We start from the raw sequence: 22454 nt of genomic DNA, 5'->3' as shown, positions 1-22454 counted from the left end.
CGCAACCGTACGGATTCTCGTTTGGGAGGAGGCCCGGGATGGACGGGCACTTGGTGTCGCTGCGGCCGCCGGCCGAGGACGACTACGAGCTGATCAGCGCGTGGATGCGGCCGGGCCGGACGTCGGCACTGGCCGGGGGCGGTTCGGAGATGGCATCGCCCGAGCTGATCAAACAGCGGGCGGAGGTGAGCGGGGAGTCCCTGCTCATGGTGCACACCACCGACGGGCACCGCATCGGCTTCATCCGCTGGCAGAGCAAGAAGTACGTCGGCAACTACGAGATCGGCGGGGCGGTGGGGGACGAGCGGTACTGGGACAGCGGCTGCGGCGCCGAGGCGACCGCGCTCGTCCTGGAGCACCTGTTCCACGCAAAGAACGCCCACCGCGTCCAGTTCATCGTCGGCCTGTTCAACCGGCGCACGGTCAAGATGCTGCTCAACTCCGGCATCGTCGTCGAAGGGGTGCTGCGCGACTACTTCTTCCTCGACGGCGAGTACCACGACGCCATGGTGGCCTCGGTGCTGCGCGATGAGTTCTACCGGCTGGACGCGTGGGGGAAGGTGCCCGACGCGGTTCCCCGGGCCGAGAAGGAGGCGGCCGTGGAGGCGTTCCGGGACACGATGCGCCAGCGCTGGTCCGGCGAGATGTTCAAGCGGCTCGTGGAGCGCGAGCGCGGTTGAGCGCTCAGCCGCGGCGGGCGGCGCCGGCGGGCGCGCCGGGCGCGTCTTCGGGGGTGACCGTCCGGACCCGGAAGTGGGGCCGGCAGAGGCGGTCGAAGAGGTTGCTGGGTCCGGGAACACAGACCTCGGCCACGCCGCGGCGCTGCAGCGCGGCGACCGCGTCGGACCAGCGCACCGGGCGGACGAAACCGTCGGCGACCAGGTCGGCCACCCCCTGCGCGGTCCGGACAACACCGCCGTCCTGGTCCGACACCAGCGGAATGCGCGGATCCGCCAGGCCGAACCCCTGCAGCAGGGCCCGGGCCCGGTCGCTGAGCGGTTGGAACGCCCGGCAGTGCACCGGTGGCCGCATCGAGTACAGCGGTACGCCCCGCACGTCCCTGACCGCCTCCTCCAGCGCCGGGACGTGCTCGGCGGCCAACGTGACCGCGTAGAACCCGCCGCCGAGGAAACACGACACGTCGCACCAGATTCCGCGCTCCTGCAACGCGGCGAGCACCACCCGCAGCGCTTCGTCGGGGGTGCGGAAGAAGAAGTGGGTGACGAGGTCGGACTCGTCGGCGGCGAAGTAGTCGATTTCGAGGCGGGCCAGTTCGGCGGTGAGCCGGACCAGGTCCGGATAGGCCAGCACCTGCGTGAACGCCATGGCCGCCAGTTGGCCGAAGCTGGGGCCCGCGCACAGCACGGGCCGTTCCCGGTGGTCGCCGACGGCGCGGTCGGCCAGTGCCAGGCAGTTGACGACGAAGGCGATGCGGCTGGACTCGTCGTAGGCGCCGGCGTCGCGGAACCGGTCGAGGAGCCGGTAGCCCAATACCTCGTCGGCCTGGGCCACGCGCCGGCGCGCGTGGGCATCGGTGCGCATGAAGTCGCCGACAGCCCGGTGGTTGGAGGGCGCCATGCCCGGAAAGACGATCGCCGTGGGCGCTGCGGCGGTCACCGGCGCCCTGCCTCGGCCGCCGCGTCCGCCAGGTCGCCCGCCCCCAGCAGGGACGTCACCTCGAAGTCGACGGCGGTGGAACGCAGCGACTTCAGCACGAAGTGGCCGGGCCCCACAACCGTCACCCTGCCGACGCCGAGCGCGGCCAGCCGGTGCATCGTCTGCTCCCAGTGCACGGTGCGGCTGTACTGGCTCACAAAGGAGTGCGTCAGCTCCGCGGCCGTGCGCAGCGGTCTGGCGGTGAGGTTGCACATCAGGGGGATGTCGGGATCGCGCGGCGGGTCGAGGTAGTGCCATTCCCGGCGGAAGCGTTCCTCGACCTCGTGCAGCGCGGGCAGCGGGCTGTGCGCCGGCGGGCCATGGGGGATCACCACGCCCACTCCGCCGCAGCGGGGGGCGTGGGCGTTCATCCGCTGCAGCGCCTCCACATCCCCGGTGAGGATCAGCTGATCGCCCGCGGTGTAGGCGCACGGGCTCAGCACCCGCCCCTCGTCCTGCTCGGTGCGCAGCAGCTCTTGGAACCGCCCCAGGTCGACGCCGTAGTAGAACGCCACCCCCAGCCCCAGACCGGCGAAGACCTCGTCTTCGATGGCCGGCATCATGTGGGTCATGCGGACCGCGTCGCGGAAGCTCATGTGGCCGCTGAGGTGGCCGGCGACGACCGATCCCAGACTGAGCCCGGCGATGTAGTCCGGGCGGCCGTAGCGCTGCACCGCCGTTTCGTGGATGGCGGTGGCGATGGCCAGCGATGCGGGCCGCACCACCCGGCCGCTGTTGACCGATGCGGGGTCGCCGCCGAAGAACGCGGCGGGCAGATCCGTGCCGAGGACGGCCGAGGCCTCGGCGAACCTCTGGCGCACGCCCGGGTGGGAGTCGAAGAGGTCGCGGTAGTCCCCGGGTTCGACCACCACCTGGGGGTTGAGCAGGAACGCGGTCCGTGCGGGCGCAGCCATGTCCACTCCCTTCCGTGCCGGCCGGCTAAGCGGTGAGCCCGCCGTCGACGACGAGCGTGTGTCCGGTGATGTAGGCGGCCTCGTCGGAGGCGAGGAAGGCCACGGCGCCGGCGATCTCTCCGGGTTGTGCCAGCCGTTCCAGGGCCACCCGGCCGGTGATCTCTTTCAGGGCCGCATCGCCAATGCGGTCGACCATGCCGGTTCCGGCGGCGTATCCGGGAGCCACCGCGTTGACCCGCACGTTGTGGCGGGCGTATTCGCGGCTGAGCGAGCGGGTCAGCCCGAGTATCCCGGCCTTGCTGGCCGCGTAACCGCTGAGGCCGGAAATGCCGGTTATTCCGGCGATGGAGGCGACGTTGACGATCGCACCGTTGCCGCTGGTCAGCAGATACATCGACGCCGACTTGATGCAGTGCAGCGTCCCCAGGAGGTTCGTCCGCACGGGGGCGGCCCAGTCGTCGGCCGAGCTGGTCGGCAGGACCGCGCCGGCGTCGCCGACACCGGCGTTGTTGACGAGGATGTCGATGCGCTGGTGCTCCTGGGCGATGCGGCCCATGGCGTCGCCGACCGCCGCATGGTCGGCGACGTCGAATCGGCGCACCGCGGGCCGCGGGCCTCCCGCCGCGCGGATGCGCTCGGCGGTCGTTTCGGCGGCGGCGCTGTCGGCGCGGTAACCGACGACCACACGGGCGCCCCGGTCGGCCAGGGCTTCGCAGATCGCGCGGCCGATTCCGCGGGAGCCGCCGGTGACCACGGCGACGCGTCCGCTCATGTCCCGGCGCGGTGCGGCCGCCGCATCGGGAGCCTCGCCGGGAACGGGCGGCACCGCCGCTGCGGCCTCGGCCACCGGGCCGGCCGCATCCGCCTCCGCGGTCCGGCGGCTCATTCGCCGTCCTGCCGGAGCGCCTGCCTGGCGGTGGCGTCGGCATCGACCGTCTCGGCTATTCGGGCCATGGTGCGGAAGGAGTCGGTGTTGGTCGCCGCGATGTCCAGCCCGTAGCGCTCGTGCAGTTCGGATATGAAGCGCAGGGTGTCCATGGAGTCGAGCCCGAAGCGGGAGCTCAACCCGAACAGGGGCTCGTCGTCGGCGATCTCGTCCGGATGCAAGTCGATCTTGTAAACCTCGACGAACAGCCTTTTAACATCGTTGGCCACGATTCACCTTTCCACTGCGGGCGGCATTGGCTCGCGGAAATATGTTTCGCCGGGAAACAGGCCCCAACATAGGGTCCGCAGAATGGGCGGGACAATGTCGGTGTCCAGTTCCGGACATGGCCCGGCGCCCGGACGCCTCCGGGCCGGGCGGGAGCCTCCGAGCCCTCTCGGCCGGTCCCGGGCCGGTGCTGCCTGCGGGGTCGGCCCGCGGCCGGCGCCCGGGCCCGATGCGCGGAATCGACCGCCGCCCCGGCCCGCGCCGGGCGGGACCGGCAGGTCGCGGCCGTTGGGGGCGCAAACCGCCGGCTCCGGTTCCGGCGGCGGCCGGGGTTCCCGCAACCGGGTCTTGCGGTTTACAACTTCCTAAGTAGGCGATGGGTGTATATCGTGCCTCCGGTTGCGTAACATTCGGCCGGAGTGCTGCGGGAAGGAAGGCGTACATAAAAGTATGTACGCCGCCTCCTTTCGAGGGAGGATGCCGATGGCGTCAAAAGATCGCGCAATGGGGTACAGGGTGCGGAAGCTGCTGAGAACGCGCGACGCGAAAGCCGGTCTATTGGCCACCGCCGTGTTCTCCGTGGGATTGGTCCTGCTCTATTCCGGCGCCTACGCCTCGCAGGATTCGGCCACCGCTTGGGCGACGACGCAGTACGGCTACCCCGCCCCGTTGCTGATCGTGACACTGGCGCTGGTGTGCGCCGGCATCGCGCTGCGCTACCGCGCACCGCTGATCGGCCTGGCCATCGGCACCGTCGGGTTCGTCAGCGACGTCGTCATCGGCGTATCCCTGGCCACCATCCTGATCTTCACCGACAACATCTACGCGGCATGCGCCTACGGTCCGCGGCCCGTATGGCGGCTGATGCTGATCGTCACGACGTCGCTGAGCGCGGTCATGGGCGGGGTCGTCTTCGCGATGCGCCAGGAACTCGGCGGCAGCATCACCCTGACCGCGGTGATCGCCGCTGTCCTGGTCAGCCCGGTACTGATGGCGGCCGTTGTGCGGCAGTCCCGCGACCGGGCCGAGGACGAGCGGCTGCGCGCCGTCCAGACGGCCCGCCTGGCCGAACTGGACCGCCGCAACGCGGTCGTCTCCGAACGGGCCCGCATGGCGCGCGAACTGCACGATTCCCTGGCCAACCGGCTCAGTGTCATCGTGCTGCAGGCGACCGCCCTGCAGTCGCGCCAGGACCTCGGCCAACGGACCCGCGACCAGCTCATCACGACGATCCACGAGGGCGGCACGCAGGGCCTGGCCGAGCTGCGGGCCATGATCGACGTGTTGCGCGACGAACAGGACGAGGAACCGACCTCCGCTCCGCGGCGTATCGCCGACATCAAGGACCTCGTCGACCATCTCGGCGGTGACGTGGGCTTCGAGGTCCACGGCGAGCCGCGCCCACTGCCGCCGGTGGTGGAGCTGGCCGCGTTCCGCATCGTGCAGGAAGCGGCGACCAACGCGCTCAAGCACGGCAGCGGCACCGCCCGCGTGTGCCTCGCCTACAAGGAGGCGGAAATCGAGTTGACCATCGAGAGCACGATGTCGGCGGAGCCGCCGCGCCTGCCCAGCGGCGAGTTGGGGCTGGTGGGCATGCGCGAGCGGGCCGGGGCATTGGGCGGGCGGTTCAGCGCGGGACCGGTCGATGGCGGCCGGCGGTGGCGGGTCAACGCCGTGCTTCCCGACTCGACGCGGGAGGCGGTCCTGTGATCCGCGTGCTCATCGCCGATGACCAGATCGCCGTGCGCACCGGCCTGTCGCTCATACTCGACGGCGCCCCCGACATCGAGGTCGTGGCACAGGCCGACGACGGCGAAGAGGCCGTGGAGCTGGCCGGGCGCCTGCGGCCGGACGTACTGGTGATGGACATCCGCATGCCGCACAAGGACGGTATTACCGCCACGCGCGAGGTCGGCGGAATCTGCGATGTCCTCATCATGACGACCTTCGACCTGGACGAGTACGTGTTCGGAGCCATGCGCGCCGGCGCCGCGGGTTTCCTGCTCAAAAGCGCCGACAGCGAGGAGCTGGTGCAGGCGGTGCGGATCGTCGCCCGGGGCGAGGGGATGATCTCGCCGGCGGTCACCCGCAGGCTGATCCGCTCGTTCGCCGCGCCGGCCCAGACCCACCACAAGGGGCCGCAACCGGGGCTGGCGAACCTGACCAAACGCGAACGCGAAGTCCTCAGGTGCATCGGCGAGGGCCTCTCGAACCTGGAGATCTCCGAACGGCTGCAGATGGCCGATGCGACCGCGAAGACCCATGTCAGCCGGATCCTGTCCAAGCTCGGACTGCGCAGCCGCGTCCAGGCCGCCATCCTCGCCCAAGAGCACGAGCACGATCTGTGAAAGCGGAGGTGCGTTCGCCGGGCCGCCGCGGTGCTCGCGCACGGCCCTTGCCGGCCCGGGCCTGACCGCCCGGCCTCTCCCGCCCACCCGGCCCACTCCTGCCACCGCCACTCCTGCCCACCCCCGCCGCCCCCGACCGGTCCACCCCCGTCCCGCGGCCGCACCAGGCCCGACCGCTCTCCGTCAGTTCGCGACATCGCCGATCCGGTGCCCATCCCCCGATCGAGAGCAGATGAGGAACTCCCATGCGAAGAACCGCATCGATGCAGCGCACCTCACACCCGGTCCAGTCACCGCACGCCTATGGCCGACTGCTGCAGTTCGCGTCGGCATTCCAGAAGGACTTCTCAGCGATAGTCCCCCGGGAATGGGTTCCCGGGCTGCTGCCGGCGACGGCCCGGCACGGATCCCCGGCCACCGAGCCGGGGGCGGCCTCCCGCAGGATCGCCTCGGTCGGGATCCCCGGCCCGGCCGACGTGCCCGCCCGGATTCCCGGGGCCGAGGTCAGACTGCTGTCGGCAGCGCCGGTCTGCCTGGCCATCGGCGACCGCCGCACGGTCTTCATCTCCCCGGCGCCCTGGCACGAGAGCGGTAGGGCCTGGATCACGACCGATCCCCAATACGTGCAGACCGCAAAGGGCTTCTTCGAACTCGCGTGGTGCGGTGCACGGGCCAACGCCCCCTCCAGCACCGCCACGACCAAGCGAAGATCGGCGATCCTGCTCTGGCTCGCCAAGGGCCTCACCGACGCCGCCATCGCCAAACGCCTCAACGTGACCGACCGCACGGTCCGCCGCGAGATCAACTCGCTGATGATCGAGGCCGGTGCGACCACGCGCTTTCAACTGGGCCTGCGCGTGGCGCTCGGCGAACTCGCCCTGCCGCCCCTGGCCGGCCGGGCGGGCGAGGCCGCCGGCCGGGAGTCGGGGGTGAGCGCATGACCACCGTAGGCGACACCAGCGGCACCGGCGGCCGCCCCGCGCAATTGCTCCACCGCATGATCGAGCAGCGCGCCGCCCGAGAACCCGATACCGCCGCCCTCGTCTGCGGGGAGCGGACGGTGACCTACCGCGAGCTGGACCGGCGCGCGAACCGGCTCGCCCGGCACCTGCAGGAGGCGGGCGCCGGCCCCGGCGAACCGGTCGGCGTGCGCACCCGGCGGGGCCCGGAGCTGATCGTGTCGATGGTCGCCGCGCTCAAGACCGGCGCCCCCTATGTGCCGATCGACACCGGTGACCCCCAGGAACGTTTCGAGCACATCGTGGCCGAAGCCGGGATGCGGGTCCTGGTCACCGACGACGCACCGGCGCAGCACGCCCTCGGCAGTGCAGCACCGCCGACCGTGCACCCGCGTGCGGCCGAGCCCGAGCCCGACTCCGGGTCCGGGCCCGGCGGGCCGGACGCGCAGGTCAGCGCCGAAACCGCCGCGGATTCGCCCGCCTACGTGCTGTTCACGTCCGGATCCACGGGTGCGCCCAAAGGCGCGGCGATCACCCACGCCGCGCTGGCCAACCTGCTGAGCTGGCACGACCGCACCCGGCCCGGCGCGTGCCGCCTGCGCACCCTGCAGTTCTGCGCCGTCAGCTTCGACTTCTCCGTGCACGAGATCTTCTCGACCCTGTGCTTCGGCGGGACCCTGGTGATACCGGGCGAGGACGTGCGCCGCGACCCCCACGCATTGGCGCGGTTCATCGGCGACCGGTCGGTCCAACGCCTCTTCCTGCCCGTCACCCCGCTCACCCAGCTCGCCGAAGCGCTCCGCGACAGCCCGGTCGAGCTGCCGCTCCACGAGGTCGTCACGACCGGGGAGCGGCTGCGGATCACCCCCGCCCTGCGGAACATGTTCCAGCGTACGGGTGCACGGCTGCACAACCACTACGGCGCCACCGAGTTCCAGGACGCGACCGCGCACACGCTCGCACCGCCCGCTGCGGACTGGCCTGTCGAGGTGCCCATCGGTCGGCCCATCGACAACGTCGGCATCAGGATCCTCGACAGCGGTCTGCGCCCGGTGGCCGACGGCCAGGAAGGCGAGCTGTGCATCGGCGGGGCCGGGGTCTCGCCCGGCTACGTCAACCGCCCCGATCTCACCCGCGAACGGTTCATCGACGACCCTGGCGGCGGCCGCCTCTACCGCACCGGCGACCTGGCGCGCCGGCTGCCCGACGGGACGGTGGAACTGCTGGGCCGCGCCGACGACCAGGTCAAGGTGAACGGTGTCCGGGTGGAACCCGGCGAGGTCGAAGCGCAGCTCGCCACCCATCCCGAGGTCGCCCAAGCCGTGGTCGCGGCGTGGGGCGAACCGGGCCGCCAGCGGTTGGCCGCCTACGTCGTCCTCCGCGACCGGGAATCCAGCGCACACATCGCCCGCAGACTGCACCGGCACGTGAGCGCACGCCTGCCCCGGCTGCTGCGGCCCGCCTCTTACGAAGTGCTGGACGCCCTGCCGCTGACCTCCAGCGGGAAAACGGACCGCCGCCGGCTGCCGGAACCGCGGCCGGGCCCGCGGCTGCTGGATACGGCGCCGGTCCTGCCGCAGTCCCCGACCGAACGCACGCTGACGCGGATCTGGCAGGAGCTGCTGGGCACCGACACGGTCGGCATCGACGACAATCTGTTCGACGCGGGGGGCACGTCGGCGCTGCTGGTGGAGCTGCGCCGGCGCATCGCCGAGCGGTTGGCCGCCGACCTGCCCGTTGTGGAGCTGTTCCGCAATCCCAGCATCCGGTCGCTGGCGCGGCGCATCAGCGGCGAGCCGGCGCCGGCGGCCCAACAGCGGCCCGCAGCCGCATCCGGCGTCCCCGCAGGCGACGATGCCATCGCGATCGTCGGCATCGCCTGCCGGTTCCCGGGCGCGGCAGGACCCGACCAGTTCTGGCGCAACCTCCGCGACGGCACGGAGTCGATCAGCCCGCTGGCGCCCGCCGAACTCGAACAGGCAGATCCCGGGCTGGCCGGCCACCCCGACTACGTGCGGGCGAGCGCCGGGCTGGCCGATGCCGACCGCTTCGACGCCGCGTTTTTCGGTATCGGCGCACGCGAAGCGGCGACCATGGACCCCCAGCAGCGGATATTCCTGCAGTGCGCATGGGAGGCGTGCGAGAACGGCGGCTACGCACCCGGCACCGGGCACCGCCGCGTCGGTGTCTTCGCGGGCTCCAGCATGAGCACCTACCTGCTCAACAACGTCGCCCCGGCCGAAGGTTTCCCGCAGCGCGGGCCGCTGACAGAGGCCGATCTGCGCCAGTTCCAGATCCGCATGGGCAACGACCGCAACTATCTCGCCGCCCGGGTGTCCTACAAACTGGACCTCGCCGGTCCGAGCGTGAACGTGCAGACGGCCTGCTCGACGTCGCTGGTCGCGGTGCATTGGGCATGCCGGAGCATCCTCGGCGGGGAATGCGACGCCGCGCTGGCCGGCGGCGTGTCCATCCCGGTACCGCAGCACACCGGCTACCTGTACGAGGACGGCATGATCCGGTCGGCCGACGGCCGCTGCCGCCCCTTCGGTGCCGAAGCGCAAGGGACGCTCTTCGGCAGCGGCTGCGGAGTCGTCCTGCTGAAGCGCCTCGCCGACGCGCTCGAGGCCGGCGACCACGTGCACGCCGTCATCCGCGGATCGGCCGCCAACAACGACGGAGCCGACAAGGTCGGGTTCACCGCCCCCAGCGCCGCGCAGCAGGCCGACGTGGTCGAGCGGGCGCTGGGCGCCGCCGGGACCGATCCCGCCACCATCGGCTACGTCGAGGCGCACGGCACCGGCACCCGATTGGGCGACCCGATCGAGATCTCCGCGCTCACCGAGGCCTTCGACCGGGCGGGCCGGGCCCCGCTGGAACGCGGATGCTGCGCGGTGGGTTCGGTCAAGTCCAACATCGGGCACCTGGACGAGGCGGCCGGGATCGCCGGGCTGATCAAGGCGGTATTGGCGCTGCGGCACGGCCGGATACCGCCGAGTCTGCTCGCGGACCGCCCCAATCCCGACATCGACTTCGCCTCCAGCCCGTTCTTCGTCAACACGGCGCTGCGGGACTGGCCCGCCGCCGCGGGACCGCGCAGAGCCGGTGTCAGCTCCTTCGGCATGGGCGGCACCAACTGCCACGTCGTGCTGGAGGAGGCGCCCGCAGCCGGCGGCGGCCCCGGGCCCGGCGCGGGCGGCGTCCACCTGCTCGCCGTCAGCGCCCGGACCCCCGAGGCACTCGGCGAGTTGGCCGCCGACTATGCCGAACACCTCAGCGGGCGGCCGGAACAGGACCTGGCGGACGCGGCCGCCACCACCACCGCCGGGCGCCGCCACTTCGAGCACCGCATCGCCGTGGTCGCCGAGTCGCCGCGCCAGGCGGGCGAGCTGCTGCGCGAGCAGAGCGCCTCCTGCGCGCACCGCGCCCCTGAACCGCCCGGCAGCGGAGCAACCGCTTTCCTGTTCGGCGGCCAGGGATCGCACTATGCGGGGATGGGCCGCGAGCTGTACCGGACCGTTCCGGTGTTTCGCGAAGCCCTGGACGAGTGCGCCGAACTGATGCGGCCGCAGCTGCCCGCGCCGCTGCAGTCCGTGCTGCTGGCCGAGCACGGCGGCGCCGACCCGCTCGCCGACACGCGGTGGGCCCAGCCCGCCCTGTTCGCCGTCGAGTACGCCCTCACCCGGACCTGGCGTGCGCTGGGCATCGAGCCCGACGCGGTCCTCGGCCACAGCATCGGGGAATACAGCGCGGCCCACGCCGCCGGTGTGCTCTGCCTTGAGGACGCCGCCGCGCTGGTCGCCGCCCGCGGCCGGCTGATGGCGGAGCTGCCGCGCGGGCGGATGGCCGCGGCGATGGCGGACGAGGAAACGGTGGCGCGGCTCGTCGCGCCGCTGGGGGAGCGGGTGGCGGTGGCCGCCGTGAACGGGCCGCGGGCCACCGTGGTCTCCGGCGAGGCCCGGGCGGTGGAGGAGGTGGTATCGGCGCTGCGCACGGAAGGTGTCCGCTGCACGGACCTGGCCGTGTCCCACGCCTTCCACTCGCCGATGATGGAACCGATGCTGGAGGCGTTCGGCGCGGCCGTCGACCGGGTCCGGTTCTCGCCGCCGCAGGTCCCGGTCATCTCCAACGTCACCGGCCGGCCGATCGGCGCCGAGATCGCCCGCCCCGGGTACTGGCTGGAACACACCCGGCGGCCGGTGCGCTTTGCCGAGGGACTGGCGGCGCTGCGGGAGGCGGAGTGCGGGACCTACATCGAGCTGTCCGGCCGCGCGGGCCTGCTCGCCTTGGCGCAGCGGGCGGCACCGGATGCGCCGGGCCGCCACCTGCCCAGCATGCACCCGCGCCGCGAAGCAGCGCGTTTCCTCGAAAGTCTCGGTGAGCTCTACCGCGCCGGCCGCGACATCGCGTGGGAGACCCTCCACCCCCCGGGCACCCGCCGCCGCGTCGAGTTGCCGACCTACCCGTGGCGGCCGGCGCGGCATTGGATCGACCCGCCGCCCCGGGGGCGCACGCCGGCGGCTTTCGGCACCGGCCTGCCGCTGCTGGGCGCCCGCATCCGGCTCGCCGGAAGCGACGAGATCCGGTTCGAAGCCGACATCGGCCCGCGCACGCTGCCCTGGCTGGCCGACCACCGGGTGTTCGGGACGGTGGTCCTGCCCGGTGTCGCCTACCTGGAAACGGCGCTGGCCGCGGCCGAGACGGCGCTGGGCGGAAGCGCCCACGAGCTCCGCGACACCGTCATCAGCCGGGCAATGAGCTTCGGCGACGGCGCCGAGCGCACCGTGCAGACCGTCCTGACCCCCCGGGAGGACGGCGGCCACCGCCTGCGCATCTTCTCGCGGCCCGCAACCGCGGCCGACGGCGGGACCGATGGCGCGGCCGAGTGGACCCATCATTTCTCCACCGATGTGCGTGCGCTGCACGGCTCGCCCGAGCCGGCACTGCCGCAGTGGCCGCAACCGGACACCCGGGGCGATGCCGGCACCGGGATTGCGCCCGCGGAAATCTACGAACGCGAGCGGGAGCGGTCGATCGAGCTCGGCCCCGCCTTCCACGCCACCTCGCGGCTGTGGAAGGCAGGATCGGCCTGCCGCTCGGAAATCGCCCCGCCGGCGGCGGTCGCGGCCGACACCGGCCGCTACCGCATCCACCCCGTGCTGCTGGAGGCGTGCTTCCTCGCACTCACGGTCGCCTACCCCGAACACCGCGGCCGGCAGACCTACGTCCCGGCCGGAGCCGAGCGGCTGCGCCTGCTGGCGCCCCTCGCCGGCGAGGCCCGGTGCGAAGCCCGCATCCGGCCGTCCGAGGGGGATGTGCCCGAAACCCTGCAAGGCGACGTGCGGCTGCTTTCCCCCGACGGCCGGGTGCTGGTGGAGCTGGAGGGGATCGTCCTCAAACGGGCGCACCGCAGCGCCATGATCGGGGCCGCGGACCCGCCCTGGCGCGACTGGCTGTACCGCACGGTACGCCGGCCGCTGCCGCCCCTGCCCGAGGCGCCCGAGGCCGCCCGCACCGGCGGCGGCCACTGGGCCGTTCTGGCCGGCCCGGAGATGGGAGCCGCGCTGGCCGCGGCCGTCCGGGACCGCGGCATCGGCTGCACCCTGGTTCCGGACACCGGCGAGCCCGGGGATGCCGGGGATGCCGGGGATGCGGGGGATGGCGCGCAGGACCCGCCCGGGCGTTCGCCGGCGGCCACCGGTAGCGCGGACCTGCCGGCCCTGCTCGGCGCGGCCGACCTGGTCGTGGACTGCCGGGCCGTCGAGGCCGGGCACGGCGACCCCCCGGACCGGGCCGCGCTGTCGCACTCCGCCCGGGTGCTGGGGCTCGTCCGAGAGCTCACCCGCACGCCCGCCGAACCGCCGCCCCTCATCGTGGTCACCCAAGGGGCGCAGGGGGCCGGGGGCCGCCCTGTCGGCGACGCCGCCCAAACGGCGGCAACGGGAGTGGTGCGGGTGGCCGCCGCCGAGCACGAAGACCTCGCCCTGGGCACGGTCGACCTGGACCCCGGCGCCGGATGGCGCGAGCAGGTGCACGGCCTCGCCGGCGAACTGGCCGCCGCGGCGGCCGCCGGCACACTCCAGGAGGACGACATCGCACTGCGCGGCGGAACCCGCTACGCGGCGCGCCTCGTTCCCGCCGTCCCGGCCCTCCCGGTAGGTGCCCGGGACACCGGCCCAGCGGTCCGCGGCAACGGCACCTACCTGGTCACGGGCGGTTTCGGCGGGCTGGGGACACTCCTTGCGCGCTTCCTCGCCGACCGCGGCGCACGCCACCTCGTACTCGCCGGCCGGAGCGGGCCGGGCCCTGAGGCCCAGGCCGCAGTGGACGCCCTGCGCGCCGAAGGCGTGCACGTGGCGGTGTACACGGCCGACGCCGCCGATTCCCAGCGGATCGCGGACATCGTCGGATCCATCGGGGCCGACCCCGCGTTCCCGCCGCTGCGGGGCGCCGCGCACCTCGCCGGGGTGCTCGACGACGGAGCGCTCACCTCGCTGTCGGCGGAGCGGATCGCGCGGGCCATGGCGCCCAAGGCCACCGGGGCGTGGAACCTGCACCGGGCACTCGAACACGCCGACCTCGATTTCCTCGTGCTGTTCTCGTCGGTGTCCGCACTGCTCGGCACGCCCGGACAAGCCAACTACGCCGCCGCCAACGCCTTCCTGAACGGCCTGGCCGCCCAACTGCGCGGGCAGGGCGTGCCCGCGCTCGCGGTGCAATGGGGCTCCTGGGCCCGGACCGGGATGAGCGCACGCGCCGAGGACCAGGCCAAGGCGGCGCGCTCCGGCGAGTATCCGCTGCCTCCCGAAGCCGCCCTGGATGCGCTGGCCCACCTCCTCGGGGATCCGCCCGAGGACGGTAACGCCGCTGTGCTGCGGGTGGACTGGCGCATGCGCGCCGCGGCCGGCGGCAGGGTCCCGCCGCTCCTCGGCGAACTGGTGCCCGGCGCCGGCGCAACCGCCCCGGTGCCCGGCACAGCGGGCACATCAGGCACGTCCGCGGAGCCGGAACCGAAGCTGGAGGCGGTACCGGGGGAGGAGCGCAGGCGGCTGCTGGACGCGCACGTGCGGCGCGAGTTGTCGTTCGTGCTGGGCGCGGACACAGAGGTCGACCGCGCCCAGGGCTTTGCCGCGCTCGGGTTGGACTCCGTGGCGTCGATCGAGTTGCGCAACCGCCTTCAGCGCCGGCTGGGCCGGCGCCTCGACCTGACCCTGGCCTACGACCATCCGACGCTCGGCGACCTGGTGGAGTACCTCGACCGGCTGATCGCCGGAACGCGGCCCGAAGACGCCGCCGGGGCCCCCCGAGCGGAAACCGGGGGCGGCGCAACCGCCACCGCGGCCGGAAGCGCCACCGGAGGCGGCACCGCCGGCGCAGCGCAACGGCTCGCCGAAAAACTGGGAGTTGAGCTCGGCCGTGATGTCTAGCAACGAGGAAACCTACGCGGCACTGTTCGAGAAGTCGCTGGCCAGGATCGAAGAGCTCGAAGCCGAGGTGCGGACCCTGCGGGGCGGCGGCGCGGGCGAGCCGGCGGCCATCGTCGGCATGGGGTGCCGGTTCCCGGGTGCGGACGGCCCCGAGGAGTACTGGGATCTCCTCTACCGCGGCGCCGACGCCACCGGTGCGGCCCCCCGCGGCCGGCCGCACCCCGGGCAACCGGCGGCGGGCGGTGCAGAGGCGGGCCACCGCGGCGGTTATGTCGGCGGCCTCGCCGGCTTCGACGCGGAGTTCTTCCGGACCTCGCCGCGCGAGGCGGCGCGGATCGACCCGCAGCACCGCCTGCTGCTGGAGGTCGCCTGGGAGGCCGTCGAGAACGCCGGGCGCTCGCCCGCCGACCTCCCGCCGCGCACGGGTGTCTATGTCGGGATCGGCAACAGCGACTACCGCGAGGCCGCCGCCGCCCAAGGGCCGGCGGCCGTCGACGAGTACTTCAGCAGCGGGGCGACCGCCAGTACGGCCAGCGGGCGCCTGTCCTATTTCCTCGGGCTGAGCGGTCCCAGCCTGTCGATCGACACCGCCTGCTCCTCCTCTGCGGTCGCGGTGCATCTGGCAGTACGGGCGCTGCGCTCCGGCGAGTGCAGCATGGCCCTGGTGGGCGGCGTGAACCGCATCATCACGCCCCATGAGGGGGCCGGGCTCGCCGCGGCGGGAATGCTGGCCGCCGACGGGCGCTGCAAACCCTTCGACGCCGCCGCTGACGGATACGGGCGCGCCGAAGGATGCGGGATGCTCGTGCTCAAGCCGCTGTCCGCCGCCGAGCGCGACCGCGACCGCATACTCGGGGTGGTGCTGGGTTCGGCCGTCAACCAGGACGGCCGGCGGGCCGGGCTGACCGTGCCGCACGGGGCGGCGCAGCAGGACGTGGTCCGCGCCGCCATGGCCGACGCGGGTGTCGGCCCCGACGACATCGGCTACATCGAGGCCCAGGGGACCGGGACCGCCCTCGGGGACCGGATCGAGGCGGCGGCACTTGCGGCGGTCTTCGGCGGGCGGGGGCACCCGCTCCCGGTCGGATCGGCCAAATCCAATCTCGGGCACATGGAGGCCGCCGCCGGAGTCGGCGGCCTGATGAAGGCGGTGCTGTCCCAGAACGCGGGCATCATCCCCGCTACGCTGCATTTCCGCGATCCCGACCCGCACATACCGTGGGACGCCATTCCGTTGCGGGTGTCGGCGCACCGGTCGGCATGGCCGGCCGGCGACCGCATCTGCGGGGTCAGCTCGTTCGGGTTCGGCGGGACCAACTGCCACGTCGTCGTCGGGCAGGCGCCGGTGCCCGCGCGCATACCGGTCGGCACGGAGCGCCCGTGCCATGTCCTTGCGCTGTCCGCCGTGACGGAGGAAGCGCTGCGCGAGCTGGCGGGCCGCTACCTCGCCCGGTTCGGGGCCGGGGGTGCCGCGGCAGGCCCGGGCCCGATCGGCGATATCTGCTTCACGGCCAACACCGGCCGCGCCCACTTCGCGCACCGCTTGTGTACGGCTGCGGCGGACATGCGGGAGCTGACCGCGGACCTGGCCGATTGGCTCGGCGACCGGGACGGGGGCCGGGGGCGGCAGGAAGAGCAGGACCGGCCGGGCGGGCGGGACCGGTGGCGGGACGATGCCCCGCCGGCGGTCCCGAACAGGGTGCACCAGGGCACCGCTCGGGGCACCGGCGGCCCGCGGGTGCTGGCCTACTTCCCCGGCGGCGCCGCGCTGTATCCGCAGGCCGGGAGCGAGCTGTACGCGGTGAGCTCCGCGTTCCGCCGGGCGCTGGCACGGTGTGCGGGGATGTGGGCGGCCCGGACCGGCGCGCCCGCAGAACCGGGGCTGCTCCTGCGCGCCGACACGGCGGACACGGCGCAATCGGCGGGCATCCGCCCCCGCTTTGCGCTGTTCGCCCTCGAATACGGGTTGCTGGAGGTGTGGCGGTCCTGGGGCATCGACCCGGAGGCGGCCACCGGCCACGGCACCGGCCGGCACGTCGCCGCCTATGCCGCAGGCGAGGCCGGCCTCGCCGACTGCATCGACGCGGTCCTGGCCGGGGCCCCGGACCCCGCCGACCCGCCGCTGCCCGCCGAGACCCGGAGCGATGCGGTGCTCGTGCTGGGGCCCGGCCCGGGCCCGGCCGCAGCGGGCACCGCGGCGCCCCCGGTGCTGAGCGGTATCGGTCCCGGCGCCGAGTGGCGGCGGATGCTCGAAGCGCTGGGAGCCCTCTACGTCCGGGGCGCCCCGGTGCGCTGGGAGGCGCTGGACGACGGCGGCGATATCGGCCGCAGGAGGCTGGACCTGCCGACGTACCCGTTCCAGCGGACCCCCCACTGGTTCCCGCAGGAGCCCGCGGCGGTGGCCGATGGCAACGGCGCCGCGGGAAGGCTCACCGGCAGGTCCCTGCCTGCGACCGAGCGCTGGCAGCACAGCGGGGACGGTACGGGCGCTTCGGTGGAGGCGGCCGAGGCGCTGGTGCGCGAAACGCTGGGGATCGGCGGCAGGATCGACCCGCACGGCGACCTGTTCGACCTCGGCATGGACTCGCTGCTGGCCGCCGAGTTGCGCGAGCGGCTGCGGGCGGCATCCGGGCGCGATCTCCCGGACACGGTCGTCTACGACCATCCGACCATCGCCGGCCTGCTCGGCGCCATCGGCGGCGCAGATACCGGTACGCAGTAATGCCCCTGCGGCGGCCGGCGGTATCCGGCCGGCCCCGCAAGCGGCTCCCGGCACCGGCGTACAGCGCCGGCAGGCCTCGGCGGATGGGCCCGGAAGCCTGGCGCCCTCCTTGTCCGGCCGACTTTACGGAGCGCCCATGACCATACGAGTGGTACTCGCCGACGACGAAGCGGCGGTCAGAACCGGATTCTCGCTGATACTCGAACAGTACGCTCAGGACATCGAAGTGGTGGGATGCGCCGTGGACGGCGCCGAAGGCGTGGCCATGGCCCGTGAACTGCGGCCGGACGTGGTCCTCATGGATGTCCGGATGCCGGGTATGGACGGGATCGCGGCAACACGGCGCCTCTCGGCCACCACCAAGGTGCTGGTCCTCACCAATTTCGCCCATGACGAATACATCTTCGGTGCCCTGCGCGCCGGTTGCCACGGCTTCCTACTCAAAGACACCGAACCGGAGCGCCTTGTCGAGGCGGTGCGGTTGGTGCGCCGCGGGGAGGGCGTGTTGGCGCCGGTCGTGGCCACGAAACTCATCAACACGTTCTCCGCGCGTTCGATCTCCTCGGGCCGGGAGACCGATATGCTCACGCCGAAGGAGCGGCAGGTCCTTGCCTGTCTGGGGCGCGGTATGTCCAACACGCAGATCGCGGCGCGGATCCGCGTGGCCGACACAACGGCCAAAACCCATGTCGCGCGTATTCTCGCCAAGTTGAACCTGCGCACCAGAATCCAGGCGGCGATCGTCGCCCAGGAATTGGGGTTGACCGACAACGTTCCCCAGCCCTAATCGGGCGGCCGCCGCCGGACCCGCGGTGCGGCGCTCCCGGAACCGGTTCGGCGGTGCGCACGCGGCAGGCCGCATCTGCTTCCCCGGAAGAAAATGCGGCCGAAATCGTGCCGTGCCGCCCCGGGGCCGCACGGCACATCCAGCGGCGCCTTCCGCCGCTTCCGTCTTCCCGGTCCGGTCCGGCATCAGGTCCGGGGAACCGGAATTTTGGTGGCGTGCGCAATTCCGGGCCGGACGCGGTCCGCTGGTGGATCCGCGGGCGGCCGGTCGGCCGCATAATGGGTCTGCGGCCTGTTTGCCTTGTGCTGTCCGGCAATCCCGTATCCGCATTCCCGGATGGTTGTCCGGACGATTTCTTCTGTTTTTGGGTATGCGGTAAACGGGTTTCCGTCGGCGCCAATGGAATCCTGTATTGCGCTGGATTGGTGCAATTCCCGCAAGGGATTGAATGGACATACGGTGCTTTTCATCTTCCTGGGGCGCCATATTTTTTGCTGCGGTGATGTAATCGGTGGGCACGTCCACCAGTGGCCGGAGCGGCGAATCGGAGGACCGGGAAGTATGCGACCGCAGATAAGGGATGGAATCCGCTGCGTCCCCGGCGACGACGGGGTTTATCTCCACGGTGATCACGGTGTCTGCACGCTCAAGGGCGCCCAGGCCGCGGAATGGCTGTCGCGGCTCACCCCGCACCTCACCGGCGAACGCACATTGGACGAGTTGACCTCCGGCCTGCCCGGCGACTACCGCAGTCATGTCGTGCACCTGGTCGAGGCACTGGCGGCCGAAGGGTTCGTCCTCGACGCGGCCGACGAGGAACCGCACGGCCTCACCGGGCCCGAGCTCGACACCTACGCCGCCGAAATCGCCTTCATCCGTTACCGCCTGGCCTCTGCCGAACGCCGGTTCGAGCGGTTCCGCCAGGCTCGCATCGCCCTCACCGGGCACGGGCCGGTGCTGTCTGCGCTACTGGAGTCCGGACTCGCCTCGGGATGGCGCCGGATCGTGGTCGAGGCCCCCGACCGCGAGGCCGACCGGCTGTCGGCGGCCGCCGCGCGCGGGCGCCGCGGCGGCGACCAGTGCGTGCACCTCGCCGACGTTCCCCATGCCACCGAACCCGCCGACGTGCTGCTGCAGGTCGACGACCGGCGAGCCCGGCTGGCCGCGACCGCCGAGGCGCTCACCGGAACCGGCACCCAACTGGGGCAGATCCTGCTGGAAGGCGACGAGGCCTGGATCCACCCCGTGGCTCCCGCCGAGACCGCCGGCGCATGCTGGCACCGGATGGGCGGACTGCCGCCACCCGGCGGCCCATCGGGCGGACGCGGCGCCGCGGGCCCCTCCGGCGGCGCACCGCCGGACGACCTGCTCACCGGCGCAGTGCCCGGCCTGCTCGGCGCCCGGCTCGCGCTGTCGTGCTTTTCCCGGCTGACCGGGCTGGCCGGCGCCGACGAGCCGCCGACCCGGATCGACCTGCGCACCCTCGACTCCCACCGGCACCGGGTGCCTCCCGTCGGCGCCCCGGCTCCGCGGAGTGCCGGCTCCGTTCGGGCCGCGATCGGCGAACTCGCCGGCGCCGACCCCATCAGCCCGCAGCAGCTGCTCGACCGCGCCGCCGCATGCGTGGATCCGCGCACCGGCCTGTTCGGTTCGCTGGACGAGGACGACCTCGTCCAGACACCCCTCTCCGTGTGCGCGGCGCTGGTCGGCCACCCGGCCGGTTCGCGGCCCGGCGGCCGGCCGGCGCCCCGCGTTGTGGGGTGGGGCGCCGATCGGGCCACCGCCCGCACCCGCACCGTGCTCGCCGCCTGTGCCGCATACGGCGCGCTGGGAGCGGGCGGGGGCTGCGGAATCGAACTCCTCTCCGGCCGCAGCCGCCCGCTGGCCGCCTCCGCCGCCCTGCCGGACCAGGCGGATCGAGCGGACCCGGCCGGCCCGGCCGGGCTGCCGCCCTCCGGGTACGGCGCAGGACTAACCTGGAACGCCGCCCTCGCGGCCGCACTGCGCTCACGAGCCGAGGAGCTGATCATCCGGACCCTGCGCGCGCAACCCGCAGCCGCCCCGCCTGCGCAGTTGCTCCAGGCCGCCGCCGATACAGCGACCGCCGACCTGCTGAGCCTGCTGAAAACCGCAGGCGAGACCCCGGCCGCCACCGATCTCAGCGGAGTCCTCAAGCTGCCCGCCTACCGTGTCCAAGCGGCGGGCGCGACCATCATCACCTGCGCCGATACCGAAACCACGGCCTTGCGCAACGGATTGGAACGCGCGGTGCTGGCCTGGCAGTCGCGCGCCGCCGGCCGGCCCGGCGGCGCCACCGAGCCCCAGCCGTGGTGGCCCGGCGACGACCCGCCGCAGTGGCGCCCCATCGCCGAAGCGTTGCAGGCGGCCGGAAGCACTCCGGTGGCCGCCCCGCTGCCCGTCGGCGACACCCCCACCCCGCACGCCGTCCGGGTGGAGCTGTTCGATGGCTGAGCCCACCGCAGCCGCCACCGCCACAGCGGCCGCCACCGGCGCCGGGGCGGCGGACGCGGTCGTGTGCGCCGGCATGGTGGTCGCCCTGCCGGGGGCCGGCCTGCTGCGCTCGGCGACCGCCGCGGCACTGGGCGGGACCGCCGCCGACCCCGCCCGCCTCGGCGCCCCCGATGTGATCGCCGTGCTCAGCGACGCCGACGACACCCGCGCCCACCCCGGCACCGAGCGCGCCGCCGCCGCGGCCGCCGTCCCCTGGCTCGCGGCGCGGGTCGAGGCCGGCCGCATCATGATCGGCCCCGCCCGGCTGCCCGACCGCCCCGGCTGCCCCACCTGCGCCGAGCGGCGCCGGGCGGGCAACCGCCCCGACGCCCCCGAACGCGGCACCCTGCGGCAGCGCCATGCCCGGGAGCTCGCCGAACGGCCCTGCCCGCTGCTCACACCCGTGCTCGCCTCGGCCGTGGGCGCGCTGATCGCCGACGAGATCCGGCGGCTGCACACCGCGCCCGCAACGGCCCGCACCCATCGGGCCCTGCTGCGGATCTCCGTGCTCGACGGGTTGATCACCCGGCACCCGCTGCTTCCCGATCCGCACTGCCCCGACTGCGCACAAGCGCCGGCCCCCGCGCCCGCCCGCCACCCCGACCCCGAGCCCGAGTCCGAGCCCAAGCCCGCACCCGGTACCTTCCGCGCGGCCGCGCTCACCGACCGGATGGCAGAGCTCGAACGGCTCTACGTCGATGCCGAGACCGGGCTGGTGCAGTCGCTGGCCACCGGCGAGCACGTGCCCGCCGCCGCAGCGGTGGCCCGGCTCCGGCCCGCCACCGCCCGCCACGACAGCCAGCACGGGTACGGTCGCGCCGACGACTACCGCGCCGCCACCGCCGCCGCGCTCGCCGAAGCCCTGGAGCGGTGGTCGGGCCCGCACCGGCGGGGCCCCGGCGCCCCGGTGCGGGCGGCGTACCGCGAGGTCGCCGACACCGCGCTCGATCCCCGCCGGCTCGGCCTCTACCCCGACCACTGGTACGACCGGCCCGGGTTCCCCTTCCGGCGCTTCGACCCCGACCGCCCGATCCAGTGGGTGTGGGGCCGCTCCTGCACACGCAACGAACCGGTGCTGGTACCCGAATCCTTCGCCTATTACGGCCTGCGCCGCGGCGAGCCGGGCCCGGCCTACGAATGCTCCAACGGGTGCGCCGTGGGCAGCGGGCCGGCCGAGGCGGTACTGCACGGCCTGCTGGAGGTCGCCGAGCGCGACGCGTTCCTGACCACCTGGTACACCCGCATGGCGATCCCCCGCATCGACCTCGGCTCCGCCCGCGACCGCCGCATCCCGGTAGCGGCCGCCAACATCCGCAACCGCCTGGGCTATGAGATCAGCGCCTATGCCGCAACGGTGGAGCAGGGCGTGCCCGCCATCTGGGCCATGGCGGTCGACCGCACCGGCGGCCCCGACCGGCCCCGCGCCCTGTGCGGCGCAGCGGCCCATCTCGACCCCGAACGCGCCCTGTCCGCGGCCATCGGCGAGATCGGGCCGCTGATCGACGGGCTGACCCGGCGCTACGACCCCGACCGGGCCGCGCGGTTGCTCACCGACCCCGACCAGGTGCGCGACATGGATGACCACACGCTGCTCTACGGCCACCCCGATGCCTTCGAGCGGTTCGCCTTCCTGCCCGCGGACGGCCCGCTGATACCGGTCGGCGACATCCCGGGCGCTCCGTGGCCGCTCCACGACGACCTCCGCGATGACCTCGCGGAATTGGCCGGCCGCTATGCGCGCAGCGGACTGGACGTGATCGCGGTCGACACCACCGGCCCCGAACTCGCCGCGGGCGGGTTCGCCTGCGCCAAGGTGCTCGTGCCCGGGACCGCCTCGATGACCTTCGGCCACCGGTTCCGCCGCATGCACGGGCTGCCGCGGCTGCTGTCGGTGCCCCGGCTGCTCGGCCGCGCCGACCGCGACCTGGCACCCGCCGACCTCAACCCCGACCCCCACCCCTTCCCGTGAGGCCGCCC

At 73.4% G+C, this 22454-nt stretch carries 13 protein-coding genes; 9 read left to right on the top strand and 4 right to left on the bottom strand.

What is annotated here, in order from left to right:
* The first annotated feature begins 38 nt into the window (after window positions 1-38).
* Entirely contained in the window at window positions 39-680 is a 642-nt protein-coding gene (locus ACYVD5_RS04335; protein ID WP_460999578.1) for a GNAT family N-acetyltransferase, read from the top strand.
* Between the two features lie 4 nt (window positions 681-684).
* On the opposite strand, the gene ACYVD5_RS04330 is transcribed toward ACYVD5_RS04335, so the two are convergent.
* From ACYVD5_RS04330 to ACYVD5_RS04315, 4 genes are read right to left on the bottom strand one after another with little or no spacing between them, the layout of a single operon-like run.
* Window positions 685-1617: an ACP S-malonyltransferase gene (locus tag ACYVD5_RS04330; RefSeq protein ID WP_460999577.1), complete on the bottom strand. Its 933-nt coding sequence runs from the start codon at window positions 1615-1617 to the stop codon at window positions 685-687.
* A complete protein-coding gene (locus tag ACYVD5_RS04325) occupies window positions 1614-2570 on the bottom strand; it encodes an ACP S-malonyltransferase (RefSeq protein ID WP_460999576.1) in 957 nt (318 codons plus the stop codon). The genes ACYVD5_RS04330 and ACYVD5_RS04325 overlap by 4 nt, the downstream gene beginning before the upstream one ends.
* 25 nt (window positions 2571-2595) lie before the next feature.
* Window positions 2596-3456 (bottom strand): SDR family NAD(P)-dependent oxidoreductase, encoded by an 861-nt coding sequence (locus ACYVD5_RS04320; protein WP_460999575.1) that lies wholly within the window; start codon window positions 3454-3456, stop codon window positions 2596-2598.
* Window positions 3453-3725: an acyl carrier protein gene (locus tag ACYVD5_RS04315; protein WP_460999574.1), complete on the bottom strand. Its 273-nt coding sequence runs from the start codon at window positions 3723-3725 to the stop codon at window positions 3453-3455. The genes ACYVD5_RS04320 and ACYVD5_RS04315 overlap by 4 nt, the downstream gene beginning before the upstream one ends.
* Before the next feature lie 556 nt (window positions 3726-4281).
* On the opposite strand from ACYVD5_RS04315, the gene ACYVD5_RS04310 reads away from it, so the two are divergent.
* The 8 genes from ACYVD5_RS04310 to ACYVD5_RS04275 all read left to right on the top strand — a co-directional run bounded on the left by ACYVD5_RS04310 (window position 4282) and on the right by ACYVD5_RS04275 (window position 22446).
* On the top strand, window positions 4282-5433 hold the full coding sequence (locus tag ACYVD5_RS04310) for a sensor histidine kinase (RefSeq protein WP_460999573.1): 1152 nt from the start codon (window positions 4282-4284) through the stop codon (window positions 5431-5433).
* On the top strand, window positions 5430-6071 hold the full coding sequence (locus ACYVD5_RS04305) for a response regulator (protein ID WP_460999572.1): 642 nt from the start codon (window positions 5430-5432) through the stop codon (window positions 6069-6071). The genes ACYVD5_RS04310 and ACYVD5_RS04305 overlap by 4 nt, the downstream gene beginning before the upstream one ends.
* Window positions 6072-6316: 245 nt before the next feature.
* Window positions 6317-7012, top strand: coding sequence for a helix-turn-helix domain-containing protein (locus tag ACYVD5_RS04300; protein WP_460999571.1), 696 nt, complete (start codon window positions 6317-6319; stop codon window positions 7010-7012).
* On the top strand, window positions 7009-14457 hold the full coding sequence (locus ACYVD5_RS04295; RefSeq protein WP_460999570.1) for a type I polyketide synthase: 7449 nt from the start codon (window positions 7009-7011) through the stop codon (window positions 14455-14457). The genes ACYVD5_RS04300 and ACYVD5_RS04295 overlap by 4 nt, the downstream gene beginning before the upstream one ends.
* On the top strand, window positions 14450-17179 hold the full coding sequence (locus ACYVD5_RS04290) for a type I polyketide synthase (RefSeq protein ID WP_460999569.1): 2730 nt from the start codon (window positions 14450-14452) through the stop codon (window positions 17177-17179). The genes ACYVD5_RS04295 and ACYVD5_RS04290 overlap by 8 nt, the downstream gene beginning before the upstream one ends.
* A 136-nt stretch (window positions 17180-17315) precedes the next feature.
* A complete protein-coding gene (locus tag ACYVD5_RS04285) occupies window positions 17316-17966 on the top strand; it encodes a response regulator (protein WP_460999568.1) in 651 nt (216 codons plus the stop codon).
* Between the two features lie 561 nt (window positions 17967-18527).
* A complete protein-coding gene (locus tag ACYVD5_RS04280; RefSeq protein ID WP_460999567.1) occupies window positions 18528-20438 on the top strand; it encodes a hypothetical protein in 1911 nt (636 codons plus the stop codon).
* Window positions 20431-22446: a TOMM precursor leader peptide-binding protein gene (locus ACYVD5_RS04275; RefSeq protein ID WP_460999566.1), complete on the top strand. Its 2016-nt coding sequence runs from the start codon at window positions 20431-20433 to the stop codon at window positions 22444-22446. Before ACYVD5_RS04280 ends, ACYVD5_RS04275 begins: the two co-directional genes overlap by 8 nt.
* Window positions 22447-22454: the final 8 nt, after the last annotated feature.

The organism is Streptomonospora sediminis (genome assembly GCF_054778995.1).
This window is presented reverse-complemented; position numbering and strand designations above follow the sequence as displayed.